The sequence below is a fragment of the Synergistaceae bacterium genome (assembly GCA_017540085.1).
Lineage (GTDB): Bacteria > Synergistota > Synergistia > Synergistales > Aminobacteriaceae > JAFUXM01.
In genome coordinates this window covers 1-19,212 of record JAFYBQ010000022.1, presented here as the reverse complement: position 1 = coordinate 19,212, position 19,212 = coordinate 1, and the positions used below count along the sequence as shown (strand labels likewise).

The 19,212-nt window shown below is 49.5% G+C and carries 17 protein-coding genes, 1 tRNA gene and 1 rRNA gene; 8 read left to right on the top strand and 11 right to left on the bottom strand.

The window, feature by feature from the left end:
• The 3 genes from IKQ95_04365 to IKQ95_04355 all read right to left on the bottom strand — a co-directional run bounded on the left by IKQ95_04365 (position 1) and on the right by IKQ95_04355 (position 2,651).
• Entirely contained in the window at positions 1 to 1,296 is a 1,296-nt protein-coding gene (locus IKQ95_04365) for an adenylosuccinate lyase (protein MBR4195926.1), read from the bottom strand.
• Positions 1,297 to 1,465: 169 nt separating this feature from the next.
• Positions 1,466 to 2,053 carry a helix-turn-helix domain-containing protein gene (locus IKQ95_04360; GenBank protein ID MBR4195925.1) on the bottom strand — a complete coding sequence of 196 codons (588 nt, stop codon included), beginning with the start codon at positions 2,051 to 2,053 and terminating at the stop codon, positions 1,466 to 1,468.
• Positions 2,031 to 2,651, bottom strand: a complete 621-nt coding sequence (locus IKQ95_04355; protein MBR4195924.1) for an IS607 family transposase — start codon at positions 2,649 to 2,651, stop codon at positions 2,031 to 2,033. The genes IKQ95_04360 and IKQ95_04355 overlap by 23 nt, the downstream gene beginning before the upstream one ends.
• Before the next feature lie 750 nt (positions 2,652 to 3,401).
• Between IKQ95_04355 and IKQ95_04350 the strand changes: the two genes are divergently transcribed.
• From IKQ95_04350 to IKQ95_04315, 8 genes are all read left to right on the top strand, one after another.
• Complete coding sequence (locus IKQ95_04350; GenBank protein ID MBR4195923.1) at positions 3,402 to 5,531, top strand: YjbH domain-containing protein; 2,130 nt, start codon at positions 3,402 to 3,404, stop codon at positions 5,529 to 5,531.
• A 39-nt stretch (positions 5,532 to 5,570) separates the two neighbouring features.
• Positions 5,571 to 7,883, top strand: a complete 2,313-nt coding sequence (locus IKQ95_04345; protein MBR4195922.1) for an SLBB domain-containing protein — start codon at positions 5,571 to 5,573, stop codon at positions 7,881 to 7,883.
• Positions 7,884 to 7,898: 15 nt separating this feature from the next.
• Positions 7,899 to 8,168, top strand: coding sequence for a DUF4177 domain-containing protein (locus tag IKQ95_04340; GenBank protein ID MBR4195921.1), 270 nt, complete (start codon positions 7,899 to 7,901; stop codon positions 8,166 to 8,168).
• A gap of 29 nt (positions 8,169 to 8,197) precedes the next feature.
• A tRNA-Pro gene (locus IKQ95_04335) sits at positions 8,198 to 8,276 on the top strand.
• Between the two features lie 165 nt (positions 8,277 to 8,441).
• The gene (gene rpsF / locus IKQ95_04330; protein ID MBR4195920.1) at positions 8,442 to 8,708 is read left to right on the top strand and encodes a 30S ribosomal protein S6; all 267 of its coding nucleotides are present in this window, start codon (positions 8,442 to 8,444) and stop codon (positions 8,706 to 8,708) included.
• Between the two features lie 15 nt (positions 8,709 to 8,723).
• The gene (gene ssb, locus IKQ95_04325) at positions 8,724 to 9,260 is read left to right on the top strand and encodes a single-stranded DNA-binding protein (GenBank protein MBR4195919.1); all 537 of its coding nucleotides are present in this window, start codon (positions 8,724 to 8,726) and stop codon (positions 9,258 to 9,260) included.
• 33 nt (positions 9,261 to 9,293) lie between these two features.
• Positions 9,294 to 9,593 carry a 30S ribosomal protein S18 gene (locus tag IKQ95_04320; protein ID MBR4195918.1) on the top strand — a complete coding sequence of 100 codons (300 nt, stop codon included), beginning with the start codon at positions 9,294 to 9,296 and terminating at the stop codon, positions 9,591 to 9,593.
• 5 nt (positions 9,594 to 9,598) lie between these two features.
• Positions 9,599 to 10,540 (top strand): DUF2232 domain-containing protein, encoded by a 942-nt coding sequence (locus tag IKQ95_04315; GenBank protein MBR4195917.1) that lies wholly within the window; start codon positions 9,599 to 9,601, stop codon positions 10,538 to 10,540.
• Between the two features lie 37 nt (positions 10,541 to 10,577).
• Here IKQ95_04315 and IKQ95_04310 read toward each other — a convergent pair whose 3' ends face one another.
• The 8 genes from IKQ95_04310 to rrf form a co-directional block, all read right to left on the bottom strand.
• Positions 10,578 to 10,922: a DUF1311 domain-containing protein gene (locus tag IKQ95_04310; GenBank protein MBR4195916.1), complete on the bottom strand. Its 345-nt coding sequence runs from the start codon at positions 10,920 to 10,922 to the stop codon at positions 10,578 to 10,580.
• Entirely contained in the window at positions 10,919 to 11,665 is a 747-nt protein-coding gene (gene cobJ / locus IKQ95_04305) for a precorrin-3B C(17)-methyltransferase (protein MBR4195915.1), read from the bottom strand. The genes IKQ95_04310 and cobJ overlap by 4 nt, the downstream gene beginning before the upstream one ends.
• Positions 11,656 to 12,957, bottom strand: coding sequence for a methylenetetrahydrofolate--tRNA-(uracil(54)-C(5))-methyltransferase (FADH(2)-oxidizing) TrmFO (gene trmFO, locus IKQ95_04300; protein ID MBR4195914.1), 1,302 nt, complete (start codon positions 12,955 to 12,957; stop codon positions 11,656 to 11,658). Before trmFO ends, cobJ begins: the two co-directional genes overlap by 10 nt.
• Positions 12,957 to 13,754 carry a tyrosine-protein phosphatase gene (locus tag IKQ95_04295; protein MBR4195913.1) on the bottom strand — a complete coding sequence of 266 codons (798 nt, stop codon included), beginning with the start codon at positions 13,752 to 13,754 and terminating at the stop codon, positions 12,957 to 12,959. Before IKQ95_04295 ends, trmFO begins: the two co-directional genes overlap by 1 nt.
• Positions 13,755 to 13,827: 73 nt before the next feature.
• Positions 13,828 to 16,521 (bottom strand): alpha/beta hydrolase fold domain-containing protein, encoded by a 2,694-nt coding sequence (locus tag IKQ95_04290; GenBank protein ID MBR4195912.1) that lies wholly within the window; start codon positions 16,519 to 16,521, stop codon positions 13,828 to 13,830.
• 23 nt (positions 16,522 to 16,544) lie between these two features.
• Positions 16,545 to 17,054: a citrate lyase holo-[acyl-carrier protein] synthase gene (gene citX / locus IKQ95_04285; GenBank protein MBR4195911.1), complete on the bottom strand. Its 510-nt coding sequence runs from the start codon at positions 17,052 to 17,054 to the stop codon at positions 16,545 to 16,547.
• A gap of 59 nt (positions 17,055 to 17,113) precedes the next feature.
• Positions 17,114 to 18,799: a DUF262 domain-containing protein gene (locus IKQ95_04280; GenBank protein MBR4195910.1), complete on the bottom strand. Its 1,686-nt coding sequence runs from the start codon at positions 18,797 to 18,799 to the stop codon at positions 17,114 to 17,116.
• A gap of 181 nt (positions 18,800 to 18,980) precedes the next feature.
• Positions 18,981 to 19,096: ribosomal RNA gene (gene rrf, locus IKQ95_04275) — 5S ribosomal RNA — on the bottom strand.
• Positions 19,097 to 19,212 lie beyond the last annotated feature (116 nt).

The window sequence follows — 19,212 nt, the reverse complement described above, 5'->3', positions numbered from 1 at the left end:
CTACTCCGCAAAGAAACGCGCAAAAATCTCATCAACATAGCGCAGGTAAAAATCATTCTCGAAAAGTGCCTTCAGCCTGTCAGGGTCAACAGACTTCATACGCTCATCGCTCAATAGCAGGTCGAGGAACGCCACCCCGCTTGAAGCTGTCTTCATTGCGTTCTCCTGGACGATGGCGTAAGCATCCTCACGCGACAATTTCAGCTCGTCAAGCAAAAATGTCAATACCCTCTGTGAGTACACGAGTCCGTTTGTCTGGTTCACGTTGTGGCGGACTCTGGACTCATCGACAACAAGCCCCCGTAAAATTTTCGTCATGCTCCGAGTCATGAACACCGCAATGTTGAAAGCGTCCGGCCATATTACGCGCTCTGTGCTTGAGTGTGATATGTCCCGTTCGTGCCACAGTGCTATATTCTCCATACCCGTCAAAGCATATCCCCTCAGAAGCCGCGACATTCCGCAGATACGCTCGCACTTCACCGGGTTCCGCTTGTGAGGCATGGCCGAGGATCCCTTCTGACCGACACCGAAAGGCTCAAAGGCTTCACGCACTTCCGTCCGCTGAAGGTTGCGAATCTCAAGTGCTATGCGCTCAAGCGTTGACCCGAAAACCGCAAGGGCATTGAGGACTCCTGCGTGGCGGTCGCGCTGAAGTATCTGATTTGAGACTTTAGCGGGTTCAAGTCCGAGAAGCTCACACACACGGGCTTCAAGTTTGGGATTGCACATCGCGTATGTTCCGACAGCCCCGGAGATTTTCCCGGCTGATACGTCTTTGCGGGCATATTCGAGTCTTCCGATGTCGCGCAGAATTTCCGAGTGCCAATTGAGGAATTTTAGTCCCAGTGATGTCGGCTCGGCGTGGATTCCGTGAGTCCTGCCTATCGTGGGAAGGTGCTTGTACTTTTTCGCGAGGCTGATAATTTCCGCGTCAAGCTCTTTCACTGCGTTAATGATTATGTCAAGCGAGTCCCGTAACATTATAGAGCTTGCTGTGTCAAGAATGTCGCTTGAGGTCATGCCGAGATGCAGATACCTTCCGTTTTCCCCGACATTTTCGGCCACCGCGCTGACGAACGCAACTACGTCATGCTGTGTCTTCTTCTCGATCTCCTGCACCCGCTCAACCGTGAAACTTGCGTGGGCTGTGATGTCCTCTAAGGCTTCCTCCGGGATTCTTCCCTGCTCGCACCACGCCTGACACACGGCAATTTCAACATCAAGCATGACTTTGAGCCTGTTATATTCGTCCCACAAGGCTGAAATATCACGCTCGGAATATCTTTCTATCATGGGCAATTTTCTCCAGTGCTGTGAATTTGTGATGATGATGATTTTAATTGCGCGTCAAATCCCCGTCAAGATTGGGAGATTCTATGCGGTTTAGTGTGAACTACCCCCCCTTGCGGTTATGGAGGCTTCCTAATTCTACGAGGTTGCGCCGCGATGTTCTGCCAGTGTCTTATTTCCTCTCCAAAGGCGTAACTTCCCTACATCCGCTTAATTCCGGCTTAGGTTCTTCTTTGACTTCATATCCAATCGACAAGTACCAATATTTGCCGTCATATGAAATTCTAGGATTGGAATATTTCTGCCCTTTACGGAGTTTAGGCAATGGCTGTGATGTTTTGACAAAACCAAGTTTCTCACCGTGAAATCCGCCCTGTATACATTTCAAGCTCTCGTAATTCACGTAAAAGCTGATTTTGCTTCTGCGCCTTGACTTGAAACACGGTTTGCCGGACAGTCCTTTGAAATATCGCCGATACGCTTCTTCCGCATCCCTGACACCCTGCTTCATGACATTGCTCCCGACTTCAGATAGCCATTTGTGCGTTGTCTTCTTCAGTACGTTGTTAATATACTTCCTAATTTCGCACCCTGAAATATCTTTCTTGCCGTTCATGCCGTTATCCAGGTATTCATGATAGACGCGCTCTTTTTCCGAAAGATAAAAGTTATATGCCCACCTTGCTGTCCCCGCGCTTTTCCAGAACAATATCTCCTGTTCCGGCGTGGGATTTAGCTTAATCCTGATTGCCCTTAGCATTTTGCTTTATCTCGTCAATCAGTCTCTTAGTTTTCTTTGAACGCTGTCCGTAAAGACGATTGGCAAATACTGTAATTATCTGGATTAGGTCATCTGTTAATTCCTGCTCTTTGCTGTATTCGGTGTTGTCGATTATCTCAATCTTCACGCCGTTAATTTCGCAAAGGTAATTCAGAAGGTCAAATCCAAATCGTATTAGCCTGTCCTTGTATAGTACAACTACTGTTGAGACTTCATGATTATTGATTTTTTTGATTAGCTCCAGCAGTCCTTTTTTCTTGTAATTTATGCCTGAGCCTATGTCCGTAATAATCTCGAACTTGTAACCTTTGGCATACATATAAGATTTCACATTCTGGACTTGTGTTTCAAGGTCATCTTTCCGTGCTGGAGTTGATACCCTGCAATAGCCAATCACAATTTTCTCGGAAATGCGTGGGCCGGATGAAAACTCTTTGAGCTGCTCCATTGAATAGTAGCGTGTCCCACTTTTCGTTATGTGGTAAGGAATAAAATCACCGCGAAGGTGCATACGTCTTAACGTAGTAGGGGTAACGCCGACCATTTTAGCAAATTTCCCTATGCTTATTAGTTCCATAAACAGCCCTCCTTTACAGTTTTGTATAATTATAAAGGAGTTATATAACTTTGTAAAGTTTGTATATATTTATCTTGTTCACCATAGAACGCAACTTCTATAGCAGTCTTACTCTCACAAGCAGACCTCTGACACTTTCATGCCAGCGCAGACTATATCTTCACCCGTTATTCACGGGGCAACATTTTTCTTCCGCCATTGGCTTGCGGTTTTACTCTCCCTCAAGGAGATAGTCGTTGGGGGTCTCCCATGCCCTTAAAGGGTTTAGGGCGTTCCCTGCTAAAAACCCATTGTTAAAAGCGTTTAGGGCAGACGTTTTTGATGTGCCACGTATGATTTACCATTCATCAACACTAATCTGTTTTATTTCACCTTGCGCCATCCATGCTGTTTTTTCTGCTTTCGCGCCGTTCAGCTTGCCGTTTCCGACTACTGTTTAGGTAGCATGGCTATTAGGGATTAAAAGCATTAAACGTTGAGTTTGCACCGATTACTCGATACAAAGGGTTTTCTGTTCTAAATCTATACTTTTGAATAACTTTGTTAATCTTTGTTTAGATTTTTCGTAACAGTTTCGTTACCCATAGGTACCAATTTCATTTTTACATATCGTTGTCGGAATTTCTTTTATTCCTGTTATTCAACGCAATGAATTATAGCAAACTTAAACTTTATAAGAAGTGGGAGTCTTCTTGCGATTTAGTATTTAGTGTAAAATAAGCAAAAAATTTCCATGAGGAGCGATTTATTTTGCGGAGGGTAATTCTGTTCTGTCTCGTCATTATCCTGACAGTTAATTTTTACGGCGGGGCTTTTGCATCAACAGGAGGCAACACGGGGCTGACGGGGCTATGGGAATATCCTACTGCTGAAATGCCCGAAGACGGCGCGGGGAGATTCGGCTACACTCGGTCTTCTCCATACGCATATTATTTTCTTGACATCGCGTGGCTTCCGTGGCTTGAGATTAACGCCCGCTTTACTACTTTCAGTTCAGTCTACATTGCAACACGTCGCTACATGGACAAGGCTGTAGACTTGAAGCTAATGCTATGGCACACAAAGAACCCTAAACTGTGGTATGTTCCTTCCCTCGCTGTGGGTATCACGGATATAATGGGTACGGAGCTTATGAAGGCGTACTACGGTGCGGCGACATGGAGATGGGGCAATTTTGCCGCGACAGTGGGCTACGGCTCAGACAGGCTGAACGGTGTTTATGCCGGGCTTGAATGGGACATTGCCGACTGGCTTACGGTTAAGGCTGAATATTCCCCTCTTGATTATGCACAGGACAAAGCCTCTGGGCGCAGGATTCTCAGGGAGCTTCCCTCAAGCAAATACAACGCCGGACTCGTGCTTAAAGCTCCGTGGGGAATGCAGGGGGCAGTGAGCTATCAGCGCGGTGATGAATGGTCATTCAGTATCTCACAGAAAATACATTTGGGCGGGCCTATTCTCGGAAACGGGCGCAGAAAATTCGATGTCTCCGGCGGCTTCAGAAATGCAAACTGGGACGACATAGAATCGCAGGACCTCATAGCAAAGATAAAGACCGGGCTTGAGAAATACACAAGGGTGCGCGACGTTGAAATAAAACTTGAGGACACAGAAGAGGAACATAAGCGGCTTTCATTGTCGTACGAGAATTACGGCTACGCTTCACACGCCGAGGCAATGTCAACGGTTCTTATTGTGCTTGCCAGTGTAATGCCCGAAACAGATTCGCTGCTCCTTATCGCCAAGAATGCCAGTATTCCTATCGTGAAAGCAGAGTTTCCCGGCACGATTCTTTTTGACATAAGGGCGCGCACTCTCAGGGATGATGACGAGATGAACGCGGCTGTATTCTCATGGGCAAGCGCGGACATTGAAGACCCTGACGCGAGAGTCCTTGCCTCAAAAGCTGAGAACGAGTTTAAGGCGATGTGTGTCTACGAGCCGAGAATAGATCAGACACTCAACGAGGTATACATGGACAGGCTCAACATTGACGCGATTTACACGGGGCGTTACTCTCACGGCTGGGGGGCTTTGGCTGATGTTCGTTTCCCTATATATGAGCATGTCGACACGTCAGACTACACCGGGCTGTGGTGGGAAAAAGACCTCAACAACAATATACGCCTTCAGCAGGCGGCCATGACCTACGCGAATCAGGTAGGGCAGAGCGGTAGATTCTGGTTCTTCGGCGAGGGCGGCTATCTCGATGAGGAATGGTTCGGCGGAAATGTATGGGCAAGATATTACGGCGATTCGGGTTTATGGTGGATAGGTGCGAGAGCGTCAATATATCATGACCGCGACCCGTATTCATTCGCCGGGCTGACTGATCACAGGATGAAATACATCGGCGGCAGGGCTATCGATATGGACGACGGCGGAAAAGACTGGCTCAACGCGCAGTGGCTTCAGGCAGGCATAAACATTCCCGGGCTTGACCTTGATATTCAGGCTGATTACGGCTGGTTTGTCGATGATGATAGGGGCTGGAAGATTTCCGCCACAAGGCACTGGGATGACACCGCCCTGGGCTTCTGGTACATCGCGACAGATATAAACGCTCCCGGAAAAGATTTCACAAAGGCAGGCGTTCACATGGAGATTCCCGCGGATAAATGGTTCGGCTCATGGTTCGGGAACGCAAGCCCGCACATTTGGGAGCAGAACACTATGCTGATTTCAACGTGGAGGATGCATTCAGGGCGCGACGGCGGAATAGTGCGCTCTCCTGAAAGATTCATGAGCCAGTTACGCCCCGTCCCGCTGAAGAAAAATGTCGTGAGAATGCTGCGAGAGTACTGCTCATATGCAGACGATGAGGATAATACGGAAGGTGATAAAACCGTAACAAGCATACTTGAATACATATTCCGTTAATTTAATATAAAATACAATAAATTTTTCGGGGTGATAATATTGAGAACAGCAAAATTTCTGACAGCAACACTAATAATACTTTCATTCGCTTCATGCGCGTTCGGGGCTGACGCAGGGCCTGCGGTGCTTGCGGCTCCCGGTGTGCCTATCGCAATGCCGGGAACATCAGACATACCATCAATCCCGTCGACACCTACGGGGCCTTCCTCGCCTGTAGTCCCGAACATACCCGGCACAGGAGGAGTAGACCTCTCCGGGCTAGACTCCACGACTCCTTCAGGCAGAACCCGCGTAGAGAACATCGACACAACCGGAAATGACTCTCAGACAAGGACGCAGAATGACGAAAATCAGCAGAACGCCGAGGATTTTACCGCTGACGAGGAACGCATAACAGAAGACGAGGTAAACGCATATTTTGATGAGATACTTTCCTCAGCGACAACCGGCAACCCAATGGGAAACCTATTCAGGAGGCTTCCCCGCTACGGAATGTCATTCTTCCGCAGGCCGCCTTCAACCTATGCCCCGCGAGACTCAGTGCCGGTGACGCAGGGCTACAGAATCGGAGTCGGCGACGAAATGACCCTCACGGTATGGGGAATCCCTGAAGAAGGAAATTACCGCTTCAGCGTAAACCGCGACGGAATGGCGGCAATCCCTCATATCGGAATGGTTCGGCTTGCAGGCTACACGATGGCGGAGGCCGAAAGAGTCATAAGCGCACGCCTCAGCCAGTATTACACCGGCTTCCAGATGAATCTTGCAATGGGCAGCCTAAGCTCAATCATGATTTATGTTACAGGAAATGCCCGCAGGCCGGGAGCATATACGGTCTCTTCATTCTCGACTCTGGTCAACGCCCTTATAGCATCCGGGGGGCCGTCAGCAAACGGAACACTCCGCAATATCGAGCTTAAACGCGACGGCAGGATAGTGGCGGTTTTCGACATGTACGCAATGCTTCTTCACGGCGACAAGGCTCAGGACGTAAGGCTTCAGGCCGGGGACGTTATACACATCCCGACAGTAGGGCCGCTCGTGGGTCTTGCGGGAGAAGTTCACCGACCCGGCATATATGAGCTTAACGGCGCGACAAGGCTTCAGGATCTTCTTTACGTTGCCGGAGGATTAAACGCAAGGACATTCAAAGGCCGCGTACAGTACTACAGAATCTTCAATAATTCCTACGCACGGGCCGCAGAGGGGACACTTGACGAAGTAGCCGACAGGGAGCTTCAGGACGGCGACATAATAAGGCTGTTCCCTATCTACAACCTATCATCAACCGTATTAATTACAGGCCCGCTGGTGAGGCCGGGAAGATTCGCGATAATTCCCGGGCAGACAAGGCTGTCTGAAATCATAAAACGCGCAGGAGGCACTACCCTTACAGCCTCGGACACAGCCGAAATCACACGCACAACCCCTTCTCTAAACGGCCCCGTAAACGAACGCTTTACCGTAAACATATTCCGCGCTCTTGAAGGAGACCCCGTTAATGATATAGTGCTTGAGAACATGGATCAAATTACAGTCATGATAATACCTGACTGGAAGCAGCAAATCCGCGTTACAATCGCCGGAGAAGTCCACCGCCCCGGAAGCTACTCAATGTTCCCCGGCGAAAAGCTGTCAGACCTCATAGAGCGCGCCGGAGGATTCACGTCCAAGGCATTCCTGCGGGGAGCTGTCTTCACGCGCAGAAGCATCGCGGCGGATCAGCGGAGATCCATGAATCAGATGGCCGACAGAATGGAGCGGGAGCTTCTCGAATCGTCGCAGAACACATCAAGATCAGCTACAACCACAGGCGCAACGCAGGGAATGAATCAGGAATACCAGCGGAGAAGGCAACTCATCGACAACTTGAGGCACATGGACATAATTGGGCGCGTTGTAACGAAAATCGACACTCCCGCCAATATTCGCGGCACCGTATGGGATTATGAGCTTGAGAACGGCGACTATCTCGGAGTCCCGACAACACCGCTTACAGTTAATGTACTCGGCGCGGTCTACTCGTCAACGACTCAGGTTTTCCGGCCTGACATGGGCATAAACGCCTATATCAGCGCGGCGGGCGGTGCATTGAGGAGCGCACATAAACGAATGGTATACGTCATAAAGTCTGACGGAACAACGCTGAGACTCACACGTAACACGGGTATGCTTTCGTCTAAACAGTGGACTCCTCCACGCGGATATTCGGCGGCCATTGAGCCGGGAGACACAATAGTAGTGCCGGTGAAGTACGTTGACCGACAGGGCATTGACGCATTCAAAGACGCTGTTGACATAATATACCGTGTCGCGGTGGCTACGGGTGTTGTCATCCGCGCTGTAGATTAGGGGAGATTTCCGGCCATGAAGAAATTTCTTGCTGTGATTGCGATGATGTTCGCGCTTGTCCTGTCTGCTGAAGGAGCCGTGAAATTTGAGTACAAAATTGTCCCGCTCGGCTCTCTAACGTCATTGCAGAAAAGCAAAGGTGCTTCACAGAAAACGGCGGAAGTTGAAGGTCTCCTGAATGAGAAAGGCTCTGACGGCTGGGAGATCGCCGAAATTTTCGCGGTGAGGACGACTTTTGACCCGAATGTATTTTTCGCGGTGATGAAGCGCAAACTTGACGAATAGGGAATTTGCGCTAAAATAATTCCCCGTTACGGGACGTAGCGCAGTCTGGCTTAGCGCATCTGCATGGGGTGCAGGGGGTCGGAGGTTCGAATCCTCTCGTCCCGACCATAATTCAGAGAATAACGGATGAGGTTCTTGCGGAAAACGTGAGAGCCTCATTTTTTGCGTGTGTATGCTATAATCATTCCCGCCCTGCCTTTCGGGTGAAGACGCACAAAACGGAAGGCCGAATAGACCATAGGGAGGAGGTGCGGAAGAGTGCGTAAATATGAAATGCTTGCCATTCTTGACGCTGGCACGGAGAACCAGAGCGAGGAGATCGCAAAGATCGAGGACGTAATCAAGAATCTGGGCGGAACTGTGTCAAAGTCAGACGCTTGGGGGAAAAAGACCCTTGCATATCCCATCAGGAAAAAGACAGAAGGATTTTATGTGCTGTTCAGCTTTGAGCTTGAGCCTTCGCAGACGTTTGAGCTTAGGCGTATACTCGGCCTGAGAGCGAATGTTTACCGTCAGCTGATGACAGTTGTTGATGAGTAGGGGAGGCGTTAAGCGATGAGAGGATTCAACCGCGCTATTATTGCCGGAAATCTGACAAAAGACCCTGAAGTGAAAGTTACCGTCAGCAAGAGGACATTTGCCCGGATGGGTGTTGCAGTGAATTACCGCTATAAGAATGCTAACGGCGAATATCAAGAAGGCACAGACTATATCAACGTTGTAGCTTGGGGATCATTGGCCGAAACCTGCGGGAAATATCTCAAAAAGGGAAGCCCTGCGCTGTTTGAAGGACGTATACGCACAGGAAGTTATGACGCTAAAGACGGCTCCGGCAAAAGGTATACGACAGAAATATGGGCTGACAACATGATAATGCTAGGTTCACGCGAGGGCGGCGGAGCTTCTTACGGGCAACAGTCAGCGGGCGTTGTCGGTACGGACTACGGCACAGGGGGATACACTCCCAGCGATGAGGATTTCGGCAGGAGCATAGGCGAGAGCGGATTCGGCGGAGGGGAATTTTCCGGCGGATTCCAGGACAACAGCAACAGCGACAATAACGGGACACCCGACAGCGGGATACCGTTCTAGCAACATCACACAAAAAGGAGAAATTATCACAGAATGAACGAGCGCGAAAATACAGAGCGTGAGAGCAGAGCAGGTGCGCCCGCAAGAAACACAGCTCCGGGCGGACCCCGCCGGGGAGCGTCAAGACGCAGGCCGAAATTCTGCTATTACTGCGTAGAGAAGCAGGAGCATGTAGACTACAAAGACGTGGAGAAACTCCGCAAGTACATCAGCGAGAGAGGCAAAATCATCCCCCGCCGCGTAACAGGAAACTGCGCCAAGCATCAGAGGCTTCTCACAGAGGCAATCAAGCGCGCCAGATACATGGCCTTGTTGCCGTACTCACTCGACTAACTGACATGAAGCGGGTAATTCCCTGTGTATTAATCACCCTTGCTTTGATTCTCGCAGGGAGTTTCCTGCCCCTTTTCGGCGTTCTTGGGATAATGCTATGTCCCGTTCCTTTGAGCGTACTGGGCTGTGCTGAGGGACGCAAAAGCATGAGCGCGGCCGAACTTCTCATTGAGGCAACATTATTCCTTGTCATTTCACCTACATTAGCGGCATATTATCTTCTTGGGTGCGCTCCGCTGTCGGCGACTCTCTTCATGCTGTCTCAAGAATCTTTCAGGGACTCGAAAAAACTCACAGCCGGAGAAAGCTATCTCATATGCGCCGGAGCAAGTATTCTCTTCAAAGCGTTATTGCTGTGGGCATTCTGGTTCTTCACGGGCAGAAATATACTATTCCCGGATCAGTCGCAATTGAACGAGATTATGACTCAGCTTTACGGGGACAATCCCGAACTTATGACGGCGTTGCGGCAGATTATCGCGATATTTCCGCGCCTTATGCCCTCGCTGCTTGTGATATTCGCTGGAATTGAGTCGTACCTGAATTACTCCCTCTGCTATTCCGTAACACGAAAATTTTTCCCCGCCTCAAAAACTTACCCGCCGGAGCTGCCTCCGTTCACGCTGTGGCGTTTTCCCGTGTCAATATTCTTTGTGTCATTGGGAGCGTTCGCGCTGGGATGGCTGATTGATGCTGAGGCTGATTTGACGGTGATGATGTTCATTCTGAATCTTCAGATTGTCGCCAACGTCATTATGTTTGCTGAAGGGCTGTCGCTTTCGTTCTGGCTAATGGAGGGCTTCAGGCTGAGGAAGGGAATCAAAATGGCACTGGGCGCGGTTATGTTCTTGCCGTTTTTCTGGCCGTGGCTCATCGTCATTGGAATGTGCGACATGACGCTAAATATGCGTGAAAGGATACAATTCAGCAGGAAAGGGAAAGAATAAAGGACAGGAGAAAGATTTATCCCCTGCCCCCTTGCCGCTAACGCATATTCATGATTTCGCGGGCGCGTTCCGGGAGATATTCGGCGCGGTCGTCTGTGGCAAGCGCGTAGGCTTTTGCCTGTGAATATCCCATGCCTATATAGCGTTCGGCTTCCTCGTCGCGGCCTTCTGCTATCCAGTCTCTTTGCTCGTTCTGCAATGTCTTGAAGGGTATGCCGGGCATTTTTCCGGCGATTTTCTTCCAGACCTGAGTCAGTTTCCTGTCAGCCCGCGCAAGATCCGCGCTTGATTTCTTCAGGCTCTTGTAGTCCGATTCGCTGATGGCATACGCATTCCCCGCAAGAATTAGCGTCAGTGCCGCCGATATTATGATTCTCTTCACGTAATTTTCACCTCCGGGATATTATACCCCCTCGCCGTAATCATTCTGCCGTCAAGTATATATGTCTGAGAGTTGCCGATGATGACTGTACACAGCATATCAATATCAGCCTCGCGAATCTCGCGGAGAGTCATAACGGCGTGAGTCATTTCCCCTCGTCCCATGTTCCGCACATATCCGGCGGGCGTTGAAGGTCTGTAACGTCTCATGATTACGTCGCAGGCTCTCCTGAAATTGTCGGGGCGTTGCTTGCTTGCAGGGTTGTAGACGCATATCACGAAATCGCCGGAGCTGGCCGCAATGAGTCTCCGCTCAATAATATGCCAGTCCGTCAATCTGTCGCTGAGTGAGACTGTAACATAGTCATTCATGAGGGGTGCGCCGAGAACTGACGCGCAGGAATTTGCCGCCGTTACTCCTGGAATCACGATGACTTCAACGCCTGACCCTTTCGCGATTTCGAGCATCAATCCCGCCATGCCGTAAACGCCTGAGTCCCCGCTTGAGACGAGAGCGACATTTTTCCCGTAATCACGCGCAAACATCAAAGCCCATTCGCAGCGGCTGACCTCCTGAGTCATTTTTGTGGTGAAAAGAATTTTTCCCGGCGTAAAGTCCCGGAGCATGTCAACATATTTCTCATATCCCGCTATGACATCACACGACCGTAAAATATTCATGGCCTGCGGGGTAATAGTCTCAGCTCCCCCCGGCCCGATTCCCACAGCGTAAATCACAGCCATGATATAAACTCCCGAATCGCCGCTAATGCCCTGCCCCGGTGAAATTCTGCGCGCTCCTTCTTGCCGCGAATCCCTGTAACAGCCGGGAATATTCCGAGATTCATATTCATGGGCTGAAAGTGCGCCGGGTCTGTCGTCATGAGATAGTGAATCAATGAGCCTATCGCCGACTCACGCGGCCATGACGGAAGATTTTTCCCCGCAAGCAAACATGAAGCGTTAATCCCGGCGGCGAGTCCCATTGCTGTGCTTTCTACGTAGCCTTCAACGCCCGTAATCTGTCCCGCAAGGAAAATATTATCCCGTGTCTTGAGCCTCAAATACTCATCGAGGACGGCGGGAGCATTTACGGATGTATTCCGGTGCATTACGCCTAGCCGGGCAAATTCGGCATGTTCGAGTCCGGGAATCATGGAGAATACTCGCTTTTGTTCCGGCCATTTTAGTCCCGTCTGGAATCCCACGAGGTTATAGAGCGTTCCTTCTGCGTTATCCTGCCTGAGCTGAACTGCTGCGAACGGCTCGCGGCCTGTGCGCGGGTCAACAAGTCCGCGGGGCTTCATAGGGCCGAATCTCAGTGTGTCGTACCCCCTCTCAGCAAGTGCTTCAACAGGCATACAACCCTCGAAATATTTTCCCTTCTCGAAATCATGAGGGATATTGCGTTCTGCGTGAATTAATGCGTCATAGAAGGCGGAATATTCCCCGCGGGACATCGGGCAGTTGATATAGTCATCGCCCCTGCCGTAACGCCCAGTAACAAAAACTTTTGACATGTCTACAGACTCGCGCATAATCACCGGGGCTACAGCGTCATAGAAATATATCCCCTCGCCTGTAATTTCGCGCAGGTTTTCCGCAAGAGCGTCTGACGTGAGGGGGCCTGATGATATTATTGCGGTCATGGCCGGAATGTCGGTGTATTCGCCGCGTATGAGATTGATATTTTTCTCGGCACTGAGTCTTTCAGCGACAAGCCCGGAGAATTTCTCCCTGTCAACAGCCAAAGCACCCCCCGCAGGGACTCGCGATAATTCCGCGCAAGACAGTATCAGCGAGTCAAGCATGTGCAATTCTTCTTTGAGGATTCCTGCAGCTGTAATTCGTCCGTCTTTGTTCTCGGAGCCTAACGAGTTACTACAGACGATTTCAGCGGGAAGCCCGGTTTTGTGGGCGGGTGTCATAACTCCCGGGCGCATTTCGTGAAGGTCAACACTGAATCCCCGCCGTGAAAGCTGATATGCCGCCTCGCAACCCGCAAGCCCCGCGCCTATAATGATGATGTCCGGCATTATTCGCCCCTCAATTTTTCCCGCAGTGTGTCAATATCCTGCTGACTGACTCCGATTCCGCGCAGATATTTTTCTGCATACACTGAGAGATTTACGGCCATAAGATTCGCCGCCCCGAAATTTTCCGACAAGATTCTATAGATTTCATTCCTCACGACAAAATCATACTCCTTTGTTCCCGGCAAAATCCCGAAATAGTTGCGGAATGAGATCATATAATCCCGCTCGACTTCCTCCCATGATGCTCCCGCGAGGCTCTCGACAACGGCGCAGACGAACCCGGCCCGGTCTTTTCCGAGACTGCAATGAATGAGATACGGCGGCTCATTTCCGGCCATGAAGTGAATACCACGCGCAAGACTCCTGCGGAAATCCCTGCTCTTGAACTTCATGCCGAGTTTCAGCCCGATAATTTTCCGTGTGCTGTAATAACTTCCCGCCCAGCCTTTGTGCTTTGTCATGCCGTTGTCAGAGTCAGCAAGGTTGATGAATGTGCTGACTCCTGCCTCGCGTGAAAGCCTGTCGGCGATTGCGTTACGCTCTCCCCATGTGCTTATAGGGGATGACGAGCGGAATAATTTTCCCGGCGCAATCCCTGAAGTTTTCACCATGCGGAAATTCGCGAAATCTGAGTCGCTCAAATTGGGATAATCGGCGCGGTGTTTTCCGAGCCTTGCGGACAATGATTTGTAGAAAGTTTTTCTGAATGAGTCAGCCGAATAACACGGAGCTGACATTGAGATGATGATGATGATGACTGCGGACAGTAACAGAAAGATTCTTGAACGTCTCAACATGAATCACTCCTCACAAAAAAATTACACCCCCTGCATGATAACAGAGGGTGCAACAGCAATTCAGACAGCGGGATTATTTGCAGATTGAGTCGATCCAGTCAAAAAGCGAGTCAGTATCATAATATCCGCCGTGGCCCTGATCCCACACAGCAGAGAAATCGACCTCACAGCCGGCATTTTCGAGAGTGAGCGCAAGAACCGCCGAGACATTCACGGGGATGTCCCTGTCATTAATGCCGTGTCGTATTCTCCAGAACCTGCACACCTCAGAATACACCGTGCTGTCCATAGGATTCATGGCTGAGATTACAGCCTCATCCGCCATTGCCCCGCCCGCTGTGCTTCTCTGGGCTGAATATTCGGTGAAATGCTTGTAGCCGAACTCGCTGTTTTCGGGTGAACTCAGGTCGAATTTGTCGAACGCCGGAACACTCTTCTGCCTCGCGGTGAAACTGTCGGCGTATTTCTCAAGATCCGCGCTGACTACTTCTGTCCCGCTGACTTTCAGCCATGACGCACTGACCGCAGTCCCGGAAGAAAGAGCATTCTGCGCCGCCTGAATGAATATCCCCTCAATGTAGCGCGTGAAGGTGTCATTATCTCCGCTGGCGGTGAGGGCTGTGCTTTCCTTCTTGAGTCTTAGAGAATCAATGTATGACTCGTAATTCCCAATGAGATTCACGGAGTCAGAGCCGTATTTTGACCCGCCGAACATCCATTCATATGCCCCGTCAGCGTTCTCAAGGTCAGTAACAGGACAGTAGCAGGCCGCCGCGTAAATTTTGTCCTCAGAGGCCGCCGCCCCCGCCGCGTTAAGCCATTCGCTGTAGGCTTCAGAGTTTCCCGCAGTCCCAAGCAAAGCCGCCAGCGCACCGCCCGAACTCACCCCGCAGGCTATAATCCTGTCAGTGTTTCCGGCCGGGAGTCGTGATTTGTTGGAGCGTATGTATCTCACCGCCGCTTTGTAGTCGACTATTGCCGCGGGAGCTGTGCCGTTTGTTACGTTGCGCCCCCTGAGAGCCGGAGACACGACAACAAGCCCCCGTGAAAGCGCAAGCCCAACGGGGTTTTCTGCTGAAGGTGTCATAATTTCTGCGGCCATGTAACCGCCGGAATTGTTCGGTATGAATATCGGAGCGGTTGAGGCCGTGTAGCCGTTGAGGGGTCTGCTGCTGAAATACGGCTCAGGAATATATATGCTCAATTTCTGATAGTCTTGGTTGACCGGGGATGATACATACGCGATATTGTTATACGCTCGGTATGATACGCCGTTTACTGTTCCCGTTGTGTATATCGCCGGGCTGAATAAGAGCTTCTGCGCTGTGCTTCCCGCGCTTTTGTCAGATGATGTTATCGGCAGACTTGTGTCGCTGTCTGTATTGGTGCTGTTGTGTCCGGCTGTGTCAGATTGATCTGAGCTTGTGCCGTTTGAGGCTGAATTTCTGTCTGACGCGAAATCTACCGCGCTTCCGCTGCTCTCAGTCCCCGCAGTGTAAGCCGTTTCACCTACATAAAGCGTGTGGCCGTTAAGATTAATGCTCCCGGCTTCGCAGGCAAGGCTTGAAACATGCGAGTCCCCTGTGAGAATCCATCTTGAGTTCGAGAGGCTGACGAATATTCTTGCGCTTGTTCCTGTCGGATTCACCGCGCCCGTGAAGAGTGAGCCTTCTGTGAGGTACATATTCATGTCAGACGCGCTGTCAAGAATTATATTCCCGTCAATGTTCTGACCTAATGCCGAAAGAGTTATTTTGCCGCCGTTTATGCCGCTTGTACCCCATGATGACGCGCCCGCCCGGAGAAATGCACCGTCAGAGTCATGATTTGTTATGTCGGCGTTCATGAGGGATATTGTCGCGTTGACGTTTGTGGCGTAGAACACATCACCCTTCATGCAGTCTAATTTTCCGTTGTTCATTGTGAAATAGCTTGTTTCAGACAGCGGATTTCCTGAGTCAGCCCTGTAAATCATAACAGCCTGATACGGTGATATATTGTCTGTCGGTATTGCCTCGTGATTCGCTGTAATATCGCAGCTCTGAAGGGTTACAGCGGCTTCCCCCTCAGATTTTACGGCCTGAGATGACCCGGCCTCAATCTTTGCCATTGATATTCCGGCCTCGCCCCTTGCCAGAATTGCGGGTGAATTTGTCCCTTCCGTGTAATAATGTCCCCGTTCAGCCATTACGGAGCCGCCTCCCTCGCTGACATTCACGGCGGGCGACCCTGTTCCGTAAGTCCCTGCTGTAACATGAATCGCGCTGATTTTCCCTCCGTCAGAAGTCATGAGGCCGCTAGAGTCATTGCTCATAGTGAGAATAACGCAGTCCGACACAATAATATTTGTTCCTTCGCCTAGCGAGAAAAGCCCGTGCGCGTGAGATCCGTAGGAGAGAACAAGAGAGTCCCTCAGCGTGAACTGAGCCGAATCCTTAGCCAGTATAGCCGCGTTTTTGCCGAGAGTGTCAGCTTCTGTATCCTCGCCGTCAGTGCCTCCCCTTTTGCTGAACCTGTAGTACATAAATTCCTGAGTCTCGTTCGTAACGGTCAGCACGTTGTCATTGTTCTTGTCGGTCAGAAGATTCGCCCTCACATCAATGTCCGATGACTTGAGATACAGAATTGCGCTGAGTCTGGTATAGTCTGTGTCAGTGCTTGAGCTTCCTCCGCCGCCGTCGTCCTTGCTCCTGTGATCCATACTGCACCCTGCCCCGATAATGAGCATGAATGCCGCCGCGAGTCCGATGAGATATTTTGCCTTCACGATAAAATCCCCTTCCTGTAAAGTTAATGCAGATTTTCAGACAGAAGGCGCGATACAGCCTCCTGCAAATCGCTGACTGAATGAGTCCTAGCTCTCGCGCACTCCTGAGCCTGTTTCCCGCAGATAATGCACTTCCTGAACTCAGGACGCGACAATTTCCGGCCGTGTACGTCAATAATATCAATGTCGAAAAGCCGTCCGAGAGGCAAGAAAGTCTCAATACTTATGGCCATGTCCTTTAGTGTTTCGGGCTGAATATTGCTTACGGCTAACAGTAATTCGTCTCCCGTGTCTTCATGAATTTCTGACGCTCCGAGAATTTGTGCGCCTGAGCTGGCGAGTCCCTCAAGCAATAATATCTGCCCGATGTCAAATGCCCGGCGTATAGAGTCGTTTGTCTTGACTGGGCCGGGTATGTTCATGGTAAATGATACCAGCGGTGAATGATATTGAGTGAGAAATTTTTGCTGGCTGTCCGCTCTCATTTCGCGGCGTGAGAGCATCTGCTGTAGTGTTATTTCATTGCCGTCCATAAAGAAGAAGGCCCCCTTGTCTTTACGTAAAATTATATCAGGGAGCCGGGTAAAATTGCTTACCTTGCGAGTCTGTTTTCTGTGATGAAATTTATGAAAGCTGTGATGATTTTTTCCGTGCGCTGTGAAATGTCCTGCGCTGTGAAGTCGCTCATTGTCCTTGCGAGTGCTTGAAGCTCATGAATATTTGTCGCGGGCTTTTTGGGAACGAGTCCGAGGTAATATTTTGCTTTGTCCTGAAATTTGTAGTCAGCGGCTCGGATATTGATTTTCTTCTCAAGTAGCGACTTGTTTCCGATTGCCTCGATATTTTCCGGGATTGGGAATCTGTTGCGGGCGTAAATGTGTTCAGTCTCAAGCGGGAAAACAATCTGCTCCGGGTCAGTGAAGGCGAACCATGCAAGCATAGATCTTGTAATCGGCCTGTTGTTTGTGAACGAGTAAATACTCAGCGCGTTTTTCAGCTCTGTAATGTTGAATGCGAACCCGTCAAACGTAACTTTTCTGCCGTTTACGATGTTGAGCATTTCGGCGAAAATCGGAGTCCGCAGAATATTAACGCCTGGCCTAAGAATCGTGAAAGCCCAGATGAACGCAGTAATCTTTGTGAGGAACTCATAGAAATCATCATTATCAAGCAATCCTGCCGCATTTCTGTTTTGGAGGAAATACACTGAAGTGATGAACGTCCACATGCTGTTAGGGGCGTAATTGAGAACGAACAGCCGCCGCAATACCCGGTCAGAAAATCTTGTGCCGTCCTGATTAGCAACGTCATTCCAGAAATTTGCGAGTGCTTTTATGTTGTCGAAAGTCTGATGATGATATTTTTTGAGAAGCTCATAATTATTAGCCTCGTAGAATTTCCGCAGCCCTTCAAGCGTAGAGACTCTTACGCCGCGTTCAGCCCGCTCGAAATACATATAGCGGGTGAAAATTTCGTCCATCGGGTTATCGCTTGTGAGCTGAAAAATTTTCCCGCAAAGATTTTCGAGATTTTTCCAGTCAGCAATAAATTCATTCTTCAGTCCGTCATCAGAAAACGCCTTGTACAGTTGAGCTTTGAATATGTCAGAATCAGATAGCGGCATACCTCTGTCATTAAGCGTTGAGAAAATCCGCAGTGCTGTATCTTGTGACTCTGCTTCGATTGGAAGGAGTATGCAATTTCCCAAAATCCTAATGGGAAGGAATGAGAAATAATCCGGCATTTTATTTTTGAAGCCGCTGATTTTTTCCTGAAAGAACCTGTAATTGATTGCGTACTTGCTTTTGAGTTCAGCGGGCGCACTGCCTGTACGAAGTATGCTGATGAATTCTTCTTTGTCATTGTCTGTAGCAGTTTCGGAGTCAATTTTTAGGACTGACATATCCGGCTCTTGAAAAGCGTTTGTTTTCCAGAGGCATTGCTCTATATTGCGCTTTACGGTGAGAGAGCGCGAATCCTGCATATCATTTCCGTAAGCATGGTAGAAGGCTCGCAACAGAAGCATTAAAGTAGTGAGTCTCTGCTGGCCGTCAATAACTTCAAGTTTTCTGTCAGAATTTGTGAATAACACGATCGGCCCAAGAAAATAAACATCGTCATTATTGAATTTATCGCAATTATTATCGGGGAACGCGAACGACAGAACATCATTCCATAGGGTAGAGCATTCGTTTTCCTCCCAAGTAAGGCCGCTGATAGTAAGGCCGCTGATAATCGGGGATGAGAAAATAGGAGTTTTTGCCTGATAACAGCTCAAAAACTGTTCTCTGATTTATGTCTAGTCTCATAGGCATAAAAAAATAATCTCCAATGCAATAAATTTTAGGATAACGGGATTATATCATGTTGAGCATGAAAAGAGAAATGACAGCACAAGCGCACAAACACAAAAAGAGAGGAAGCCCAATAAGTGAACTTCCTCTCTTGTATGTAATCTAAACTGGCAACGGTTTGCTCTCCCGTGCGTACCCCGCACAGTACCATCAACGCTCGCAGGCTTGACTTCCGGGTTCGGCATGTTTCCGGGTATAACCCTGCCGCATTTGTCACCAATAATTTTTCCCTGAACACATCTTCAATCAATACATTCACAGCCATGAAAGAAAGAACAAGTGTAAAGATTTTTAGTACCAGTCAGCTCAATGCCTCACAGCACTTACACTTCTGGCC